This window comes from Enterocloster aldenensis, assembly GCF_003434055.1.
GTDB classification, from domain to species: domain Bacteria; phylum Bacillota; class Clostridia; order Lachnospirales; family Lachnospiraceae; genus Enterocloster; species Enterocloster aldenensis.
In genome coordinates this window covers 74,834-93,990 of sequence record NZ_QVEX01000014.1, presented here as the reverse complement: position 1 = coordinate 93,990, position 19,157 = coordinate 74,834, and the positions used below count along the sequence as shown (strand labels likewise).

Genomic DNA, 19,157 nt, shown 5'->3' with positions numbered 1-19,157 from the left:
GCTGATTGTTTTTCAGACACACCTCAGATTGTTTGAAAATAGATTGGGAGAAGGAGAAATGTGCGGCGTGAAAAAGAAGATATGGGCAGCGGTATTGTGCGGGCTGGTATTATTGATGTGTTGTGCTGCCACTGCCTGCCGCAGCAGGGCGGAACGGGAGAAGGCCCAGGCCAATGTGCCGGAATTTGTCCTGACCTATGCGGAAAACCAGGCCGAGGATTATCCCACCACCCAGGGCGCGTACAAGTTTGCGGAACTGGTGTATGAGCGGACCGGAGGCAAGATTGAGATTCAGGTCAATGCAGGCGGCGTGCTTGGGGATGAAAAGACGGTAATTGAACAGCTCCAGTTTGGGGGCGTTGATTTTGCCAGGGTATCCCTTTCACCGCTGGCTGAATTCGTGCCCAAGCTCAATGTGCTTCAGATGCCCTATCTGTATACAGGCAGGGAACATATGTGGAAGGTCCTGGAGGGGAGTATCGGGGATGATTTCATGAATTCCTTTGGCGGTTCCCACCTGGTGGCCCTGTCCTGGTATGATGCGGGGGCCAGGAACTTTTACAGTACGGCAAAGCCCATTGAATGCCTGGAGGATATGAAGGGGCTGAATATCCGGGTCCAGGAATCTGAACTGATGAAGGACACCATTGAGGCCCTGGGAGCCACGCCTGTGCCTGCTGCGTATGGGGAAGTATATTCCGGGCTTCAGACCGGCAAGATAGACGGGGCTGAGAATAACTGGCCTTCCTATGAATCCACCAGGCATTACGAGGTGGCTAAATATTATACCCTGGATGAACACACGCGCGTACCGGAGCTGCAGCTTGCGGCCCAGCCCACATGGGATAAGCTTTCCCCGGAGTACAGAAGCATCATCAAGGAGTGCGCGCTGGAATCGGCAAAGTATGAGAGACAGCTGTGGGCGGCCAGGGAGAAGATTTCTGAGAACTTCGTGAGGAATGCAGGCTGTGTTGTAACAGAGCTGACGCCCAGGGAAAAGGCAAGGTTTCAGGAAGCGGTTGCCCCCATGTATGAAAAGTACTGTTCGGATTATGTAGATATCATAAACGCAATCATGGAAGCGGGAAAAGCCATGTCTGGCCATTGAATGATTTCAAATGGGAGACATGGCTTTTTGCGCGCACTGGGCAGGATGGCCCCATGTGGTTTGCGGAGTTGCTGGGTTTTGCGGAGTTGCTGGGTTTTGCGGAGTTGCTGGGTTTTGCAGAGTTGCTGGGTTTTGCGGAGTTACTGGGTTTTGCGGATGCGCTGCAGCATTTCGCTGCTCAGGGTCCTGAACACCTGACAGTATTGCCGGAATCCGTCCTGTCCGATGATATAGATATTAGGCATATAGGACATCCTTTTTGCTGCATATGCAATGCGTTCCAGCCCATTGTCAATGGAAGTGTGGTTACTTAATGCCACGTCCGCATTCCTTTCCTTTGCTGCCTCCATAAAATAATCCAGGGATTCCAGATACTGTACTACCCCCTCCCTTGTCCGGGGCGGGGTGGCGCCTCCCCATAAAGCCGCCATGTGGGTCTGTCCGTTTTCCGTTACAGGAAACAGATAGCTCAGGCATCCCGGGGTATGTCCTGGTGTGCCGCAGACATATATGGTCTTGTCCCCCAGGGTGATGGTATCCTTGTCCTTTATATAGCAATCAATCCTGTAATCCTTCCAGGTTTCCGGCCGGTCTGGTTTGGCCGGATGCTCCTGCCAGAAGACATCGTCTGTTTCCGACAGGTAGGTTTTAAGGCGGTACCTTTCTGCCAGCCATCTGCCGCAGCCCGTGTGGTCAACGTGTCCATGGGTAAGCAGCAGCTTTTTCACCGGGCATCCGCCCCATCCCGCATCGCTGATGGCATTGACAATTGCATCAAATGCCGGTCTTGCCGGCCAGATTGCATCGATTATGATTAGTCCGTCAGTGGTCCATAGTACAAAACAGCTGGTCTCCCTTTGGGCAATGATTAGAAGGTCATCAAATATCATGGCGTGTGTGAAGAAGGACATGTCTTCCATGGCCTTTATTGTTTCCTGGGTAACCAGTGGTCTGTTTAATCGCTTCATTTTATATTCTCCTCTGCACAAATACTTAGTTGTAGGGCTGCACAGAGGATGATCGGTTTTTAGCAGGTATCCTTATAATGGTATCCATTATGTCTCCTTTCCCTTTGGTACGGCAGATGATACGGTGACAGGACAGTTTCAGGCCATGTATCCCTTATACGGAAGTCATGGCCTGATCATGATTCATATATGATATGTCATAGGGTATACGGATGGCGGGAATGGTTTTCCAAACAGGCCCTAACCCACAGGCACCACAACAATATCACTGGCCCCGCTGGTGGGCGATGCCGGCTGCGAACCCTGGGTGGGCGACGGGCTTGGGGACTGTGTCGGTGCGGTATCCCCTCCCGGTCCGGCAGGTGCATTGGTGGCCTGGGTGGGTGATGGTGACAAGGTATTGGCCGCAGTGGTTTCCGGCGCTTTGGTGGTTTCCGGCGCCTTGGTGGTTTCCGGCGCCTTGGTGGTTTCCTTGGCAGCCTTGGTGGTTTCCTTGGCAGCCTTAGTGGTTTCCTTGGCAGCCTTAGTGGTCTCCTTGGCAGCCTTGGTGGTCTCCTTAGCAGCCTTGGTGGTTTCCTTGGCGGCCTTGGTGGTTTCCTTGGCGGCCTTGGTGGTCTCCTTAGCAGCCTTGGTGGTTTCCTTGGTTGTACTGCCTGACTTGGAGGCGCTGCCGGAGGAACTGCTGCCGGAATCATCTGATGAAAAATCATTGTCACGGCTGCTGGTATCAATGCCTTCGGTGTGGCTGGTGAAGGAGGCCTTGAATGTATTGCCTGCGTAGTCTTCTATGTAGACGGTCAGGGAGGCGGTATCCATGGGGAAGGTAATGGTTCCGCTTGTACCTGTGGTCCCGGTGCTGCCGGTGTTCTTGGTGACGTTCACAGGCTTTACCGTCTGGTCATTTTCATCTGTTGCATAGGCGGTATCAAAGTTGACGCCGGACTGGCTGTCGCCTACATTGATGGTGAGCCGGCCTCCTTCCATCACATAATCCTCTTCATTGATGGTGGGCGGCGCATCGTCCAGGGTGGCAACATGGTCGTATATACGGTTGGACATTCCGTTCCAGCCGGTTACATATATTTCCAGGGTCCCGTTATTTTCCAGGGTGGCCTTATATACCCCTTTTTCCTTAACCATCTCCAGGGGTTGTGTCTCAAGGCTTACCGTCATTTCCTTTATAGGAAGCAGGGAACGGATTTTGACACTCAGTTCCACCGTCTTATAGTCCTGGGTATCAGATACCGTATATTCAATCTTTGGCGTTGAGACAGCCAGGAAAAGGATGATCAGGTTCAGGATGATAAAGGGAAGGATGAAGCATACCAGGTTGAACAGGGTCCGGTTGTCCTTCCAGGAACGTTTATTATAGGTGTTGCGCTTGTTGCTGCGGCCCCTCTGACCGCCGTAGGAGCCGGATGGACGCTCGCTGCGGGGGGCGGAATATGATGAATGACGATTCATAAAAAATCCTCCTTAAAGTATAAGCACCAAAAATACTTTTATAGCATATCAGAAAATACCTTTTCTTACAAGGTGAAGTTGGAAAATGCCAAAGATTGCACAACACTCTTCAAAAGAACAGCTGGTTATGGTATGATAGGTGTAGTCCTGCCGGTTCAGGACACAGGATCCATAAAATAAAATACGCCGTCACAAAAGGAGCAGAACCCATGATAGGAGAAGCAGCTGTATTTGCCGAAAGGGCACACAGGGGGGTATTCAGGAAGGGGACGGACATTCCCTACATTACACATCCCATGGAAGCAGCAGTGATTGTATCCGCATTTACGGATGATGAAGAGATGATTGCAGCTGCGTTGCTGCATGACGTTATGGAGGATGCCGGGGTTACGCGGGAAGAGCTGGAGCAGGCTTTTGGTCCCAGGGTGGCCTGGCTGGTGATGGATGAAAGCGAAGATAAGAGAAAGACCTGGCAGGAGAGGAAGGGGTATACGGTCCGTCATCTCATGACTGCCTCCAGGGAGATTAAGATACTGGCTTTGGGGGACAAGCTCAGCAATATGCGGAGCACGGCCAGAGATTACCTGGTCATGGGGGATCACATATGGCAGCGCTTTAATGAGAAGGATAAGAGAAAGCATGCGTGGTATTACTGGGGAATTGCACATGCATTGAAGGAACTGGAGAGTCACGTATATTATCAGGAATATATCATGCTTTGCAGGAATGTATTCGGCGAGGATGTATACGTGCAGGAATGACAGATTCCCGGTAATTTGAATAGGTAAGGAGATTATCCATGAAAAGAGTTGGAAGGTTTTGTAGATTAACGGCTGCCATACTGACAGCCGGAATTATTTTCAGCACACAGGGGCTGACCGCGGCTGCCGGCACCACGGGCATCGGGGCAGCCAGGTCGGAACAGACAGGTCCCGGCGCGGCAGGGCAGGCGGAGGGCCAGGCAGGGCAGGCGGAAGGCCAGGGCCAGGCAGGGCAGGCGGAGGGCCAGAGCCAGGCAGGGCAGGCGGAAGGGCAGGCAGAGGGCCAAGCCCAGGCAGGGCAGGCGGAGGGCCAGGAACAGGCTGCGCCTCCTGTCCAGCCGGACCCCCCCCTGCAGGTCAATTACAGTGCTTTTGTGGTACAGCAGGGCTGGAGCGCGGTTACTGCGGACAACCATCCCTGTGCGGCTGGGGCAGGGGCCTGGGTAACTTCCATAAGGGCCAATCTGATTCAGATACCCGAGGGTGCGCAGGTGGGAATCCGGTATCAGGTTAACCTGAGCGGTTCCGGCTGGCTGCCCTGGTCCGAAGACGGAGCAGAGGCGGGCGGTGCAGAAGGAGTCATGCCTCTTGAATCCATCCGCATGGAACTGACCGGAAGCGCGGCAGCTAATTATGACTTATATTACCGGGTGCTCCAGAACGGGTCATGGACGGACTGGGCTGCCAACGGCAGCGCCTCGGGTGTGGAGGGGGCTGGACTCAGGGTAGACGGTATCCGCGCCTCCATCACGGCCAAAGGCGCAGGCCTTCCTGCGGAACCGGTACAGGCTCCTGCGGTATCTGCTTCCATCGACCCCTCAAGGCCCATGATTGCACTTACCTTTGATGACGGGCCTAAGACATCGGTTACCGGCAGGATCCTGGACAGCCTGCAGGCCAATGGGGGAAGGGCCACTTTCTTCATGGTGGGCTCCAATGTGAATGCCAATGCAGGCATAATCAAACGTATGGTGGCCCAGGGCTGTGAAGTGGCGAACCATACCCATGACCACAAATACATCTCTAAGCTGAGTGCGGATGGGATCATCAGCCAGATAGGTTCCACCAACCAGAAGATTGAAGCCATATGCGGTGTCTCGCCGGTGCTGATGCGTCCTCCGGGCGGATACATTGACACCAGGTCCCTGTCCGTGGTGGGCAACATGGGGATGTCAGCCATCATGTGGTCCATTGATACAAGGGACTGGCAGCATCGGAACGCCCAGAGGACCATTGACACGGTCCTGAGTCAGGTAAGGGATGGGGACATTATCCTGATGCATGATATATACAGCACCTCGGCCGACGCGGCAGTGGTGCTGATTCCTGAACTGACAGCTAGGGGCTACCAGCTTGTAACGGTCAGTGAGCTGGCTGCCTACAGGGGAGGGGCTGCCCCGGGACACAAGTACAGCCAGTTCAGGTAGAGGGTAATATCCAGTCTCACGGTACAACAGCCATGATATATAACATGGGGCATATATAGGATGAAGCCTATATGGGCATGATTAAGGGCCGCTGCCATACAGTCAGGAATGAATCCACAGACTGTACGGCAGCGGCCCTTAATGAATTTTCAGACACGCCCTAGGATGCACACCCACCGCATCCGCTGCACCCGCTTCCGGGTTCCCTGGCAGTTCCAAAGACCTGCTCGTGGAGACGCCTTCCGGTTGGAGTGGCGGCAAGCCCGCCTTCTGCTGTCTCCTTAAGGGACGAGGACATGGCGTCCCCAACCTTTTTCATGGTCCAGATGACCTCATCCGCAGGGATGGCGCTTTCGATGCCGGCCAGCGCCAGTTCGGCTGCCACAAAGGCTCCTGCCACTCCGGAGGCATTGCGCTTGATACATGGTATTTCCACTAAGCCGGCCACCGGGTCGCATACAAGTCCAAGAATGTTTTTGATGGCAATGGCGATGGCATGTCCCGCCATGCGGGGAGTGCCTCCGGCCAGCTCCACAATGGCAGCGGCCGCCATGGCTGCCGCAGAGCCGCACTCGGCCTGACATCCGCCCTGGGCGCCTGCCAGGGATGCGTTATTGGCAATGACCATGCCCACGGCAGAGGCTGTAAACAGGGACATGACACAATCCCTTTCAGGAATATTCTTTTCCTCCTGCATGGTCAGGAGGGCGGCGGGAAGGATACCGCAGCTTCCGGCAGTGGGAGCAGCCACGATACGGCCCATGGAGGCATTCAGTTCTGAAACAGCCAGTGCGCGGTACAGCGCGCCTGAAAGGAAGGAGCCGGTAAGGCTTGTGCCGCTTTCCGCAATCCGGCGCATCTTGTAGGCGCTGCCGCCTGTGAGTCCGCTGGTACTGCGCAGGTCTTTCTTACATCCTGGTTCAATGCATTCAGCCATGACCCTGTAATTGCTTTTCATGTGTTCGTATATAGATTCCTCACTCTGCTCCATCTGCAGCGCCTGCTGGTTCAACACAAGCCGGGAGATGGGAAGTCCGGCCTGCTCCGCGGCAGCCACGATACCGGCCACGGAAGAGTAATTAAAATCTAGTTCCATCGTAAGATTCCTCCTTGTTGTTAAATGGGCTGCAGCATGGTACTGGAGAAAACATTGGGCAGTACCTTGATTTTCTGGTTCAGTTCCGGTCCAAAGCTGCCGTCGATTTCAATGGTCATCACGGCATCCCCGCCCTTTTGCTGTCTGGAAAGGCGGAAATTACAGATATTGACCCCTGCTTCAGCCATGACCTCTGTCACGGCTGCAATGGTGCCCGGCGCATCACGGTGGAGCACGATCAGGGTGGTATGCTGGCCCGTAATGGATACCTCCATACCGTTGACCTCTGTTACCAGGATGTTGCCGCCTCCTATGCTGCTGCCCAGAAGGGATACCCGGTTGCCATCGGCGTCCGTCAGGGCCACCCTGGCGGTGTTGGGATGGGCGCCGTCAATGTCGCCGGTGGTTATGGTGACCGCAAGCCCCTGTTCCCTTGCAAGCTCAGGCGCCCGGCGTATGCGGCTGTCATCCGTGGACATGCCCATGATGCCTGCAATCAGCGCCTTATCGGTTCCGTGCCCTTTATATGTCTTGGCAAATGATCCGTGAAGGAAAATGTCTGCCTTTACGGCGGGGGCTCCTAAAAGTGCCAGCGTGATACGGCCGATTCTGGCGGCCCCTGCTGTGTGGGAGCTGGACGGGCCAATCATCACAGGCCCGAGGATATCAAAAACGTTCATGGTTTCTCGCCTTTCTTTATGACTTTTTTCATGAAATAATAAGCCTTGTACCGGTCTTGCGGATTTTCTCTTCCATCAGCGGGGTGATTCCCCCGTCGGTTATGATGGTGTCAATCTCCTCAAAGGGGCATATCTTAATCAGGCTGGCTTTGCCGAACTTAGAGGAATCCGCCAGGACAATGGTCCGGCTGGCAGACTGATGTAGCTGGTTCTGGATCCGTATCTCACTGAGCCGCTGGTCCGTACAGCCCACCACCGGGTCAATGCCCGTGACAGTCATAAACATGATATCTATGTGTATACTCTCCAGTGTGGCGGAAAAATCATTGACCAGGGTGTATTCATCCCGGTTCAGGACCCCGCCCGTAAGGATGATGGTAATCCCCGGGTTCTCGGCCAGGATTAGGGCATTCTGAATGGAATTGGTAACCACGGTCAGTCTGTTGAAACGTTCCTTAAGGGTCAGCGCCATCATCTGGCTGGTGCTTCCATAATCCAATGCAATAATCTGTCCCTCCGCCACCATGGATGCCGCCTTTGCCGTGATGGCTGATTTCTGCTCCAGGTGCTGGGAATTACGTATCTGCAGGGAAATGTATCCCCCGGGCATATCCGGCGTGGTCCCATTATCAACCGGCACGGCTCCCCCGTGCACCCTGGACAGACGTCCCTGGTTGTCCAGGTATTCAAGGTCTTTGCGTACTGTCTCAGATGATACCCCCATTAGTTTTACCAGTTCGGCTGTATGTACAATCCCATCTTTATCCAAAAGTTCCAGAATCTTGTTATAGCGCTGCTTTGCCAGCATGAATGATTGCCCTCCCTTCCGATGTCATCCTTCTGATGCCATGTTTTGTGTTGATGTACAGTTTTTATATTATACCCCAATTTCCCAATTTAGAAAAGGGAATATGCAATGATTCCCAATAAAAACCCAGTCCGGACCTTGGGCCGGCCAGAAAAAAGTGTTGTAAAAACTTGCGAATCGTTGCGGATATATTCATTATAACGGAGGGAAACCCAATTTTATAGATGCTAAATGCACAAAAACCCAACAAATAATTTGTTATAATTGCGAAAAAATTTGATATTATTGCGAAAATGCTTGAAAACCCAATAAAAAGCAGATATACTAAGTCTGTAGCAAAATTACATGGCCCGCCGGGAACGGGTATACCATTGGCGCTTAGGGCGGAAATGTCCATGCTGCGCAGTATCAGGTATATATGACGAAAGGAGATTTAATGACATGAGTAATGAGACAAGGGCAAAGATTGTAAAGGCGGCCCCAAACCGCTGGCTGGTATTCTGTATCCTCACACTTTCAGGAGGAATTGCATTTAAGCTTTCATCCATGAAAGACATGTTCTATGTACCTATGCAGCAGTTCATGGGTCTTTCCAATACCCAGATAGGCGGCGCCCTGAGCGCGTACGGAATTGTACAGACCATTGGCCTGATTGCCGGTATCTACATCTGCGATATGTTCAGCAAGAAGTATATGATAGGCGGTTCCCTGATCGGACTTGGGGCAGTGGGCGTATATCTGTCCACCTTCCCGGGATACTGGGGATTCCTGGCAGCATTTGGCGTCATGGCCATCCTGGGGGAGGTTACATACTGGCCCGTGTTATTAAAGGCCATCCGTCTGCTGGGCGATGAGAAGACCCAGGGCCGTATGTTCGGTTTTCTGGAAATGGGACGCGGCATTGTAGATGTAATCATTGCATCCACGGCCCTTGCCATCTTTAAGGCAATGGGAGAGGGCGCGGGCGCATTAAGGGGCGGCCTCCTGTTTTTATCCGCTGTCACCGCTGCAGCCGGAGTGCTCTGCCTGATATTTGTCCCCAATGATGAAAAGCGTGTGGATGAGACCGGCAAGGAAGTCAACAAGGCGCAGGCGGCATTCGGCGGCATGATGCAGGCTGTTAAGAGTGTGGATATATGGGCTGTTTCATTAAACGGATTTACGGTATACTGTATATATTGCGGACTTACCTACTTCATACCATTCTTAAACCAGATTTATTTCCTGCCTGCAACCGCAGTGGGAATGTATGGGATCATCAACCAGTATGGCCTTAAGATGGTTGGCGGCCCAATCGGCGGCTTCATGTCTGATAAAGTACACAGATCATCAGCCAAGCACATCAGGGCCGGCTTCGTGGTATGTATCATTGCAATGGCGGCATTCCTCATGGTACCTCATGAGACGCTGGGGCAGAACGGAAGCTGGATCCTGGGAGCAGCCTGTACCCTTGGCTTTGGCGCCATTGTATTTACCATGCGCGCCGTGTTCTTTGCGCCAATGGATGAAGTCAGGGTCCCCAAGGAAATCACCGGCGCTGCCATGAGCCTTGCATCTCTTGTGATTTATCTGCCCAACGCATTTGCCTATGTGATGTACGGAAGCTTTCTTGACAAATACCCGGGTATGACTGGATTCAGGATTGTATTTGGGGTCATGATTGCATGGGCCGTTGTGGGCGTGGGCGTATCTACATTCTTAATCCACCGCATCAAGAAGTGCCATGCAGCGGATAGTGCACAGTAAGAATCGGAAGGATGGTATGATAGGATGAAAGAATATAATGGTTTTAAGAACTGCGGCAGCTGGTATAAGGGAAATATCCACAGCCATACCACCATATCGGACGGCATGCTTACCCCGGAACAGTCCGTAAAGCTGTATAAGGAAAACGGATATCATTTCCTCTGCTTTTCAGAACATGACATATTCACGGATTACAGGGAGCAGTTTAACACGGAGACATTTATCATAGTGCCTGCCGTGGAGGGCAGCGTGGTGCTGTACCGGGCAAAGGGGACCAATGAGCGTTATAAGATACACCATCTTCACGGCATACTTGGGACACAGGCCATGCAGGATGCGGCGCCTCTTGGGACATACAAACATATGCAGTATATTCCGCCCATGAAGTTCTTTGGGGAGTGGACCGGGCCAGAGGCTGCCCAGGAAGTGGCGGATATGCTCAGGGACCACGGCTGTGTGACAACGTATAACCACCCTATCTGGAGCAGGGTGACGGAGGAGGAGTTCATATATACGGAAGGCATCAGCGCCCTGGAAATCTTTAACTTTAATACGGTCCAGGAATCCAACACAGGGTATGACGTGACCTATTGGGACAGGATGCTGCGCATGGGCAGACGGATGAATGCCTTTGCCAGTGATGACAATCATAATGAAGGTCTTTTTGAAGATTCATGCGGCGGCTGGATCTGTGTCCAGGCACCGGATCTGAGTCATGACAGCATTGTACAGAATTTTATAGACGGCAACTACTATTCCTCTTCCGGGCCGGAAATCCATGACTGGGGAGTAAGGGATGGGAAGGTATGGATTGACACATCTGCCGTGAACCATGTAAACTTTGTATGTGGGAATATCATCAATGACGGGACCACGGTGCTGGGCGAACGGTTTAAGGATACGCTCAGTCATGCAAAATACCAGCTGAAGGGCCATGAAACCTATGTGCGCGTGGAGGCAGTGGACCGGTATGGACGTACTGCGTGGACAAATCCCATTTATCTGGAGTGGTAGACCGTACGTAAAGGAGGAAAGGAAGAATGAAAGAATTTCAGGCAATTCTTACGGCCTTTGATGACTGGCTCTGGGGCAACTGGCTGCTGTTCGTGCTTCTGGGTGTCGGTATTTTGTATACAGTCATTACTGGAGGAATCCAGATACGGCGTTTTGGATACATTATCAGGAAGACCGTGTGGGAGCCGATCCGTTCCAAGAATAAAGAATCCAAAGAGTCTGGAACCATTTCTTCCTTTCAGGCCCTGTGTACCGCGGTGGCATCCTGTGTGGGAAGCGGCAATATCGTGGGCGTATCCACGGCCGTGCTGGCCGGAGGCATGGGAGCCATCTTCTGGATGTGGGTTGCTGCCTTTGTGGGCATGGCAACCAAGTACGGGGAAATCATCCTGGGCATGCTGTACCGGGAGAAGAATGAAGAAGGCAATTACGTGGGCGGTCCCATGTATTACATAAAGAAGGGGCTGCACATCCCCTGGCTGGCCACGCTCTGCGCCTTTTTCATGGTAACCCAGATCATAGGAGGCAACTTCATCCAGTCCAATACCATAAGCGGGGTGATGAAGGAAAACTTTGGGGTTCCTTACATGACCACCGGTATAGTGCTTGTCCTTCTTATTTTTGTCATTACCCTGGGCGGACTTAAGCGTCTGGCCCATGTGGCCCAGACCCTGGTTCCCTCCATGGCCCTGATTTATGTGGCCGGGGGCCTTATTATCATCCTTGCCAATATTACCAAGGTGCCGGGGGTGTTTGCAGACATTTTTGCCGGGGCATTTGGCCTGAGGGCCATGGCCGGAGGCGCCATGGGTTCCATGCTGATTGCAATGCAGAAGGGGGTTGCCCGGGGACTCTATTCCAATGAAGCAGGGGAAGGCTCGGCTCCTGTAATCCACTCAGCCGCACAGGTGGACCACCCGGTTGAACAGGGCATAACAGGCGTGGCAGAAGTATTTCTGGATACATTTGTCATCTGCACCATTACAGGACTTATTCTGGGCGTGACCGGGGTACTGGATTCCGGGGCGCCGGGTAATGTGCTGGCAATCAATGCATTTGCAAGCGTGTGGGAACCGCTGCGGTATGTGGTGGCCCTCTGCCTTCTGCTTTTCTCTTCCACCACCCTTATGAGCCAGTGGTACTTTGGCTTTGTGGGACTGAATTATATATTCGGAAGCAAGGTGGCGGAAAAGTTTAAATACGTATTCCCGTGCTTCTGTATCGTTGGGGCATTGGCGGAAATCGAACTGGTATGGGTCATCCAGGATATTGCCCTGGGCCTGCTTACCATTCCCAACCTGATTGCCATGGTGGTGCTGGCGCCCCAGGTCAGGAAGGCTACAAAGGAATATTTTTCAAAAGTAAATGTTTAACGGATGCCGTCCTGACGGGCCGCATCCTCCAAAGGGCCGGGGCTGGCGGTGGATCAGATGCCCCGGCCCTTATTTTACCCTTGATTATTCCCTGGATATTATGTATAATATGACCACAGATGATTTCATTCCGACATCTGTCCGTGCAGCTGCACGGAAGCGGGGATTCTTTCTGAAACCCGTGGTTTCCCATTAACAGTAACAGAATAAGGACGCCGTACATTGGCAATTTCATAGGATTTGCAGTCTGTTATCCTGACAGGTAAATATGATACCAGCAGGAGGGATGGTCATGACAGGGAAAAGAAGAGTTGGAAGGCAGGATTTAAAGGCAGTACGGCTGTTAGCGGTATTGCTGGTTACGTTGGCATTGATGCTGCAGATGGACGGGCAGATGGACGCTGCATACGCCGGGCAGCAGATGCCGGGCAGCAGCCCGGTTTTGGAAGAGGAGATGCTTTATATCACAAGAAAATTGGACGCCGGGCCGGAACTGGCGGGAGCCGGGAAAGCGGTTGGCCAGGCGGAGGATACAGGAGCCGGGACAGCGGTTGGCCAGGTAGCAGGAACCCAGACTGGCCTGGAGGTTCCGTCCGGGTCCTATTGGGACAGGAACGGCCGCGAATATGTGCTGGACCATTATGAGGTGAAGGAAGTTCCGGGCCATATGGTGAGCTGGGTTTTGGAAAAACAGGTGGTTTATTCAGATGTGGAAGGCGCGGAGGGACTTCCGGAATCCATTACCGTGACAGAAGAAGTGTCGGGAATACCGGCAGAGGGGGAATTGTATATACGGGACAGCCGGATTGTAAGGGAAGCATGGCGGGATGGCTTTCAGGCGCCGGTCCTGTTCCATTCCTATGGCGCGGATGAATACCAGACCGGCTCCCTTGTCATAAGCGGTGAGGATGTGCTGGCATCGGCAGTGGAGTCCCAGAAAGGCCTGCTGGAGGTCATGGGTCTTTCGCCGCAGCAATACCGTATCCATTCCATGGTATGGGAGGGTGAGGCGTTTGAGGATGAAGAGGGGCAGCTGTGCCGCAGGGCCATGGCAAAAGGGCAGAAGCTGGTCCGTGATTATGAGATTACATATGAGGGGGAGGTGGAATATATGGAGCCGGTCTCATATGAAATGGAGATTGCCTACCGGCCGGTATCGCCTTCCCGGGTCTGGGTGGATGAAGAGACGCCGGGGACCGGGACAGGGACGCCGGTCCGGGATCCTTCACCGGCCGGGGAGGAGGGCCTGCTGTGGTACTGGGTGCGCAGCGGTTTCATCATTACGGTGGGAGCAGGGCTTGTGGGGATCTGTGCAGGAATCCTGGCCCTGGCAGTATCCTGGCTCCGACAGAAAAAGAGGGGGCAGGAACAGAAATATCTTCCGGACAACATAAGCGGTTGAGGCCCGGGGCAGGTCTGTGTTATACTTTAGAGGGTGAATAAATGAAAAGGAGAACAGATATGACAAATCCGGTATATGAAAAATTAATGAACTGCTATGCCAGTGTAAAGGACAGGCTTCCTTTCCGGCCCAAGGCAGCCCTTATTCTGGGGTCCGGCCTGGGAGATTATGCGGACCAGGCCGAGGTGGAAGGCGTGATTGATTATCATGATATAGAAGGTTTTCCGGTATCAACGGTAGCCGGCCATAAGGGGAGGTTTGTATTTGCACATATCAATGGTGTGCCGGTGGTCATGATGCAGGGGCGTGTGCATTATTATGAGGGGTATCCCATGACGGATGTGGTACTTCCGGTCAGGCTTATGAAGCTGATGGGGGCGGAAATCCTGTTCCTGACCAACGCTGCGGGCGGGGTTAATCATGATTATGCGGCAGGGGATTTTATGCTGATCAGGGACCAGATTGCCTGCTTTGTGCCTTCTCCGCTGATTGGGCAGAACCTGGATGAACTGGGGCCAAGATTTGCGGATATGAGCCAGATATATGATAACACGCTGTGCGATGTAATCAGGACAGCTGCCAGGGAGCTGGATATCCGGCTTCAGGAGGGAGTCTATGTACAGCTGACAGGACCTGCCTATGAGACGCCCCAGGAGGTAAAGATGTGCAGGATCCTGGGCGGTGATGCCGTGGGCATGAGCACTGCCTGCGAGGCTGTGGCGGCCAACCATATGGGCATGCGGGTATGCGGGATTTCCTGTATTACCAACCTGGCATGCGGCATGACTAAGACCCCGCTTTCCCACGAAGAGGTTCAGGAAACCTCAGACAGGGTGGCGCCCCTGTTTAAGGAATTAGTGTCAGAATCCATTGGCAGAATGGGAATTCTCTAATATTTTAGGAAAAATTAAAGAAAAAGACATAGTAAAATAGTGTTTTTCGTAGTAATATGTATCGTGTGCACGGCGGGGGCGTCAGGCTGCCGTGCATGAAAGGTAACGCATCATGTGTCAGCAACAGAAAAGAGGAGATTCATTATGAAAAAACACTATTTAGCAATCGCTGTCCTGGCTATGGCCCTTGGTATGACGGCGTGTTCATCAAAGACAAGTGAGACAACAGCAGATACCACCGCAGCTACCACGGCGGTTGAGACAACAGCAGAAACCGATGCATCCGCTGAGGATGAAGAGGAAGATTACTACTATGGTTTTGTCAGCGAAGTGAATGATAAGGTCATAACCATTGCGGATGATGAAGGCAAGGAAGTTAAGTTTGACGTGTCAGCGGCTGAGGTAGAGGGAGCAGATGCCATCGGAACCGGTGACGAGGTTGAAGTGGTTTTCAGCGGCCAGCTGTCCGAAGACGTTACAAAGGCAAAATCAGTGGACATCATCACCTCCGCTGCTGCAGAAGCAGCTGCAGAGGCTGCCGCAGAGATTGACGAGACAATCAGCGGCACCATTGAGAAGGCAGACGACAAGACCCTGACATTAAAGACAGAAGATGGTACATATACGTTCAGCACCATCATTGCCCAGAAGGTGACCAAAGACGGCATCAAAGCCGGCGCAGAGGCAGATGTGACTTTCTACGGAGATTTAGAGGATGAGGAAGATAAGCCGGTTGCAACCAAAATCGTGACAGAGGATGCCATGGATACGCCGGAAGCAAAGGTGAACACCCTTACAGGTAAGGTGGCAGAGGTTAAGACAAATTATGTGGTATTGGAAACGGAAGATCCGGATAATACCCTGTTTACCTTTGTGGGCACGGACGGTATGTTTGACAAGCTGAAGGTCGGCGATACGGCCACGGTTGCCTACGAAGGAACCTTGACTGACAAGTCCATTACGGCTACTGGCCTGAAGTAAGTGAAAAAGGTTTTATGATGAATGCAAATGCTGCCCTGGGAGTTTTCACCAGGACAGCATTTTTTCTTTAAAAAAATTAGCACTCACCCCTTGACAGTGCTAATAACATATGTTATAGTACGACTAGAACAAAGAAAACCGCAGCACAATTCCGATATCCATCCGCTCAGATGACAGGAAGTGATGTCCGCTTACCTGTTGGATTGAAGGACGGGGGATACGAAGAAAGGGGAATGGGCGATGAATATTAATAAATTTACACAAAAATCAATGGAAGCAGTGCAGAACTGTGAGAAGCTGGCATATGAATATGGGAACCAGCAGATTGACCAACAGCATCTGCTCTACAGTCTCCTGACCCTGGATGACAGCCTGATTCTGAAGCTGGTTACCAAGATGGGGATTCAGGGTGACATGTTTACCAATGAGGCCAAGCAGGCAGTGGAACGTCTTACGAAAGTGAGCGGAGGCGGCCAGCTGTATATCAGCAATGACCTGAATAAGGTACTGATCAATGGCGAGGACGAGGCAAAGGCCATGGGCGATGAATATGTGTCCGTGGAGCATCTGTTCCTGGCTTTGCTGAAACACCCGAATAAGGAAATCAAGGGGCTGATGAAGCTCTACAATATAACCAGGGAGACATTTTTACAGGCCCTGTCAACCGTAAGGGGCAACCAGAGGGTGGTTTCGGATAACCCGGAGGCAACGTATGATACCCTTCAGAAGTATGGGTATGACCTGGTGGAACGGGCCAGGGACCAGAAGCTTGATCCTGTGATTGGCCGCGACAGCGAGATTCGGAACGTGGTGCGTATCCTGTCCCGCAAGACTAAGAACAACCCGGTTTTAATCGGTGAACCCGGCGTGGGCAAGACCGCTGTGGTGGAGGGCCTGGCCCAGCGTATTGTGGGCGGCGATGTGCCGGACGGTTTAAAGGATAAGAAGCTGTTTGCCCTTGATATGGGGGCCCTGGTGGCCGGCGCCAAGTACAGGGGTGAGTTTGAGGAGCGTCTGAAGGCGGTGCTGGAGGAAGTAAAGAAGAGTGACGGACAGATCATCCTGTTTATTGACGAACTCCATACCATTGTAGGGGCAGGCAAGACCGAGGGTTCCATGGATGCGGGCAATATGTTAAAGCCCATGCTGGCCAGGGGCGAGCTTCACTGCATCGGCGCCACCACCCTCAATGAATACAGGCAGTATATTGAAAAGGATGCTGCCCTGGAACGCCGGTTCCAGCCGGTGCTGGTGGATGAACCTACGGTGGAGGATACCATTTCCATCCTAAGGGGGCTTAAGGAGCGCTATGAGGTATTCCATGGTGTTAAGATAACAGATTCAGCGCTGGTCAGCGCGGCCACCCTGTCGGACCGGTATATATCCGACCGTTTCCTTCCGGATAAGGCCATTGACCTTGTGGATGAGGCCTGTGCCATGATTAAGACAGAGCTGGATACCATGCCTGCTGAACTGGATGAGATGTCCAGGAGGATCATGCAGATGGAGATAGAGGAAGCGGCCCTTAAGAAAGAAACGGACCGTTTAAGCCAGGACCGCCTGGCCGATCTGCAGAAGGAACTGGCTGAACTGCACGATGATTTTGCGGCAAGGAAGGCCCAGTGGGAGAATGAGAAGGCCAGCGTGGACCGTCTCAGCAGCCTGAGGGAAGAGATTGAGGCGGTTAACCGGGATATCCAGGACGCCAAGCAGCGCTATGACCTTAACAAGGCAGCGGAACTGCAGTACGGCAGACTGCCCCAGCTTCAGAAAGAACTGGAAGCAGAGGAGGAGCGGGTTAGGAATGAGGACCTGAGCCTTGTGCATGAAAGCGTGACCGAGGACGAGATTGCCAAGATTGTGTCCAGATGGACCGGTGTCCCGGTCTCCAAACTGACGGAGAGTGAGAGAAGCAAGACCCTGCACATGGATGAGGTGCTTCATGAGCGCGTGGTGGGGCAGGATGAAGGCGTGGAAAAGGTGACGGAATCCATCATCCGCTCCAAGGCAGGAATCAAGGATCCATCAAAGCCAATCGGCTCATTCCTGTTCTTAGGACCTACCGGCGTAGGTAAGACGGAGCTGGCAAAGGCCCTGGCAGAGGCATTGTTTGATGATGAGTCCAACATGGTGCGTATCGATATGAGTGAGTACATGGAGAAGCACTCCGTGGCGCGTCTGATCGGTGCGCCTCCTGGATATGTGGGATACGACGAGGGCGGACAGCTGACAGAGGCAGTGCGGCGCAAGCCATACAGCGTGGTGCTGTTTGATGAGGTGGAGAAGGCCCACCCGGATGTATTCAACGTTCTGCTCCAGGTCCTGGATGACGGACGTATTACGGATTCCCAGGGCAGGACCGTGGACTTTAAGAATACAATCCTTATCCTTACCTCCAATATCGGATCCCAGTACCTGTTGGAAGGAATTGACAGCAGCGGACAGATCCGACCAGAGGCAGAGACAGCGGTGATGAATGACCTGCGGGTACATTTCCGTCCGGAGTTCCTTAACAGGCTGGATGAGGTAATCCTCTTTAAGCCGCTGACCAAAGACAATATCAGCCGGATTGTGGACCTCTGTGTGGCTGATCTGAATAAGCGCCTTTCCGACAGGGAGCTTTCCATTGAACTGACTGACAGCGCCAAGTCATTTATCACGGAGAGGGGATATGATCCTGTGTACGGGGCCCGTCCTCTTAAACGGTATCTTCAGAAACATGTGGAGACCCTTGCGGCCAAGCTTATACTGGGCGACGGCGTAAGGGAAGGCAATACCATTGTAATCGATGTTGCTGAAGATGGGAGCAGGCTGATTGCATATGTGGAGTGATTCACGGACAGCGGCCTTCACGGCCCCGTTTCAAATATAGATAGTATCATTAATCGTATCATCAGGAAAAGGACCGCACAGCCGTATGGCCGGGGCGGTCCTTCTGCATCGGTCCATGTCCCCGGCCGGCCTGCGGGAGGGGGTGGAGGGAACTCTGGTCATGTGCTCCATGCAAGAACCTATAGTATCAGCACTGCTACCATGGATTCTGACTGGATGGGACACATGATATAGTCAGAAAACTTCTAATACTGAAATATATTTCGGAAAATTTTGGTTCTCCAGTGAAAAAACGAGAAAATACCCTAAATTAATGTTGAAAACGTTACTTGCAGGTGATATAATCGTTTCGGCTGAGAAAAATTACAGTTTAGTTACAGGGAATTTAATAGATTAAAAAGGCAGGTAAGAAATGTGAATACCCTTCCCAAAGATCCGATTATTTTATTAAGTTATGTAAATACACAGCTCCGTGACAATTATAACTCTCTGGAGGAGATGTGCCAGGCGCTGGATACGGATCAATCGAATATCATATCTGTGTTGTCAGGCATTGGTTACCGCTATGAGCCGGCTCAGAATTGTTTCCGTTAATCAACTATAT

At 52.5% G+C, this 19,157-nt stretch carries 16 protein-coding genes; 11 read left to right on the top strand and 5 right to left on the bottom strand.

Going from position 1 to position 19,157, the window contains the following annotated elements:
* Positions 1 to 115 precede the first annotated feature (115 nt).
* Complete coding sequence (locus DWX59_RS21690) at positions 116 to 1,108, top strand: TRAP transporter substrate-binding protein (protein ID WP_117561396.1); 993 nt, start codon at positions 116 to 118, stop codon at positions 1,106 to 1,108.
* Positions 1,109 to 1,248: 140 nt separating this feature from the next.
* Here the strand turns inward: DWX59_RS21690 and DWX59_RS21680 are convergent, their stop codons facing one another.
* Positions 1,249 to 2,076, bottom strand: a complete 828-nt coding sequence (locus DWX59_RS21680; RefSeq protein WP_117561283.1) for an MBL fold metallo-hydrolase — start codon at positions 2,074 to 2,076, stop codon at positions 1,249 to 1,251.
* A 240-nt stretch (positions 2,077 to 2,316) separates the two neighbouring features.
* Entirely contained in the window at positions 2,317 to 3,540 is a 1,224-nt protein-coding gene (locus tag DWX59_RS21675; RefSeq protein ID WP_117561280.1) for a hypothetical protein, read from the bottom strand.
* A gap of 209 nt (positions 3,541 to 3,749) precedes the next feature.
* Here DWX59_RS21675 and DWX59_RS21670 point away from each other — a divergent pair, with 209 nt between their 5' ends.
* Positions 3,750 to 4,301 (top strand): HD domain-containing protein, encoded by a 552-nt coding sequence (locus DWX59_RS21670; protein WP_117561278.1) that lies wholly within the window; start codon positions 3,750 to 3,752, stop codon positions 4,299 to 4,301.
* Positions 4,302 to 4,339: 38 nt separating this feature from the next.
* Positions 4,340 to 5,728, top strand: coding sequence for a polysaccharide deacetylase family protein (locus DWX59_RS21665; RefSeq protein ID WP_117561276.1), 1,389 nt, complete (start codon positions 4,340 to 4,342; stop codon positions 5,726 to 5,728).
* Between the two features lie 160 nt (positions 5,729 to 5,888).
* Here DWX59_RS21665 and sdaAA read toward each other — a convergent pair whose 3' ends face one another.
* The 3 genes from sdaAA to DWX59_RS21650 are packed head-to-tail and all read right to left on the bottom strand — an operon-like array spanning position 5,889 to position 8,312.
* The gene (sdaAA, locus tag DWX59_RS21660; RefSeq protein ID WP_117561273.1) at positions 5,889 to 6,824 is read right to left on the bottom strand and encodes an L-serine ammonia-lyase, iron-sulfur-dependent, subunit alpha; all 936 of its coding nucleotides are present in this window, start codon (positions 6,822 to 6,824) and stop codon (positions 5,889 to 5,891) included.
* Positions 6,825 to 6,844: 20 nt separating this feature from the next.
* The gene (gene sdaAB / locus DWX59_RS21655; protein WP_117561270.1) at positions 6,845 to 7,504 is read right to left on the bottom strand and encodes an L-serine ammonia-lyase, iron-sulfur-dependent subunit beta; all 660 of its coding nucleotides are present in this window, start codon (positions 7,502 to 7,504) and stop codon (positions 6,845 to 6,847) included.
* Between the two features lie 28 nt (positions 7,505 to 7,532).
* Positions 7,533 to 8,312, bottom strand: coding sequence for a DeoR/GlpR family DNA-binding transcription regulator (locus DWX59_RS21650; RefSeq protein WP_117561268.1), 780 nt, complete (start codon positions 8,310 to 8,312; stop codon positions 7,533 to 7,535).
* Between the two features lie 441 nt (positions 8,313 to 8,753).
* Here DWX59_RS21650 and DWX59_RS21645 point away from each other — a divergent pair, with 441 nt between their 5' ends.
* From DWX59_RS21645 to DWX59_RS21605, 8 genes are all read left to right on the top strand, one after another.
* A complete protein-coding gene (locus tag DWX59_RS21645; RefSeq protein WP_117561265.1) occupies positions 8,754 to 10,058 on the top strand; it encodes an MFS transporter in 1,305 nt (434 codons plus the stop codon).
* 24 nt (positions 10,059 to 10,082) lie between these two features.
* Positions 10,083 to 11,072, top strand: coding sequence for a PHP domain-containing protein (locus tag DWX59_RS21640; protein ID WP_117561262.1), 990 nt, complete (start codon positions 10,083 to 10,085; stop codon positions 11,070 to 11,072).
* A 26-nt stretch (positions 11,073 to 11,098) separates the two neighbouring features.
* On the top strand, positions 11,099 to 12,445 hold the full coding sequence (locus DWX59_RS21635) for an alanine/glycine:cation symporter family protein (protein WP_117561260.1): 1,347 nt from the start codon (positions 11,099 to 11,101) through the stop codon (positions 12,443 to 12,445).
* Positions 12,446 to 12,737: 292 nt separating this feature from the next.
* Complete coding sequence (locus tag DWX59_RS21625; RefSeq protein ID WP_235845133.1) at positions 12,738 to 13,847, top strand: hypothetical protein; 1,110 nt, start codon at positions 12,738 to 12,740, stop codon at positions 13,845 to 13,847.
* Positions 13,848 to 13,906: 59 nt separating this feature from the next.
* Positions 13,907 to 14,740: a purine-nucleoside phosphorylase gene (locus DWX59_RS21620; protein ID WP_117561255.1), complete on the top strand. Its 834-nt coding sequence runs from the start codon at positions 13,907 to 13,909 to the stop codon at positions 14,738 to 14,740.
* A 144-nt stretch (positions 14,741 to 14,884) separates the two neighbouring features.
* Positions 14,885 to 15,721, top strand: a complete 837-nt coding sequence (locus DWX59_RS21615; RefSeq protein WP_117561253.1) for an ATP synthase subunit K family protein — start codon at positions 14,885 to 14,887, stop codon at positions 15,719 to 15,721.
* Positions 15,722 to 15,961: 240 nt separating this feature from the next.
* The gene (gene clpB, locus DWX59_RS21610) at positions 15,962 to 18,553 is read left to right on the top strand and encodes an ATP-dependent chaperone ClpB (RefSeq protein WP_117561250.1); all 2,592 of its coding nucleotides are present in this window, start codon (positions 15,962 to 15,964) and stop codon (positions 18,551 to 18,553) included.
* A 414-nt stretch (positions 18,554 to 18,967) separates the two neighbouring features.
* Complete coding sequence (locus DWX59_RS21605) at positions 18,968 to 19,147, top strand: DUF4250 domain-containing protein (protein WP_082082625.1); 180 nt, start codon at positions 18,968 to 18,970, stop codon at positions 19,145 to 19,147.
* Positions 19,148 to 19,157 lie beyond the last annotated feature (10 nt).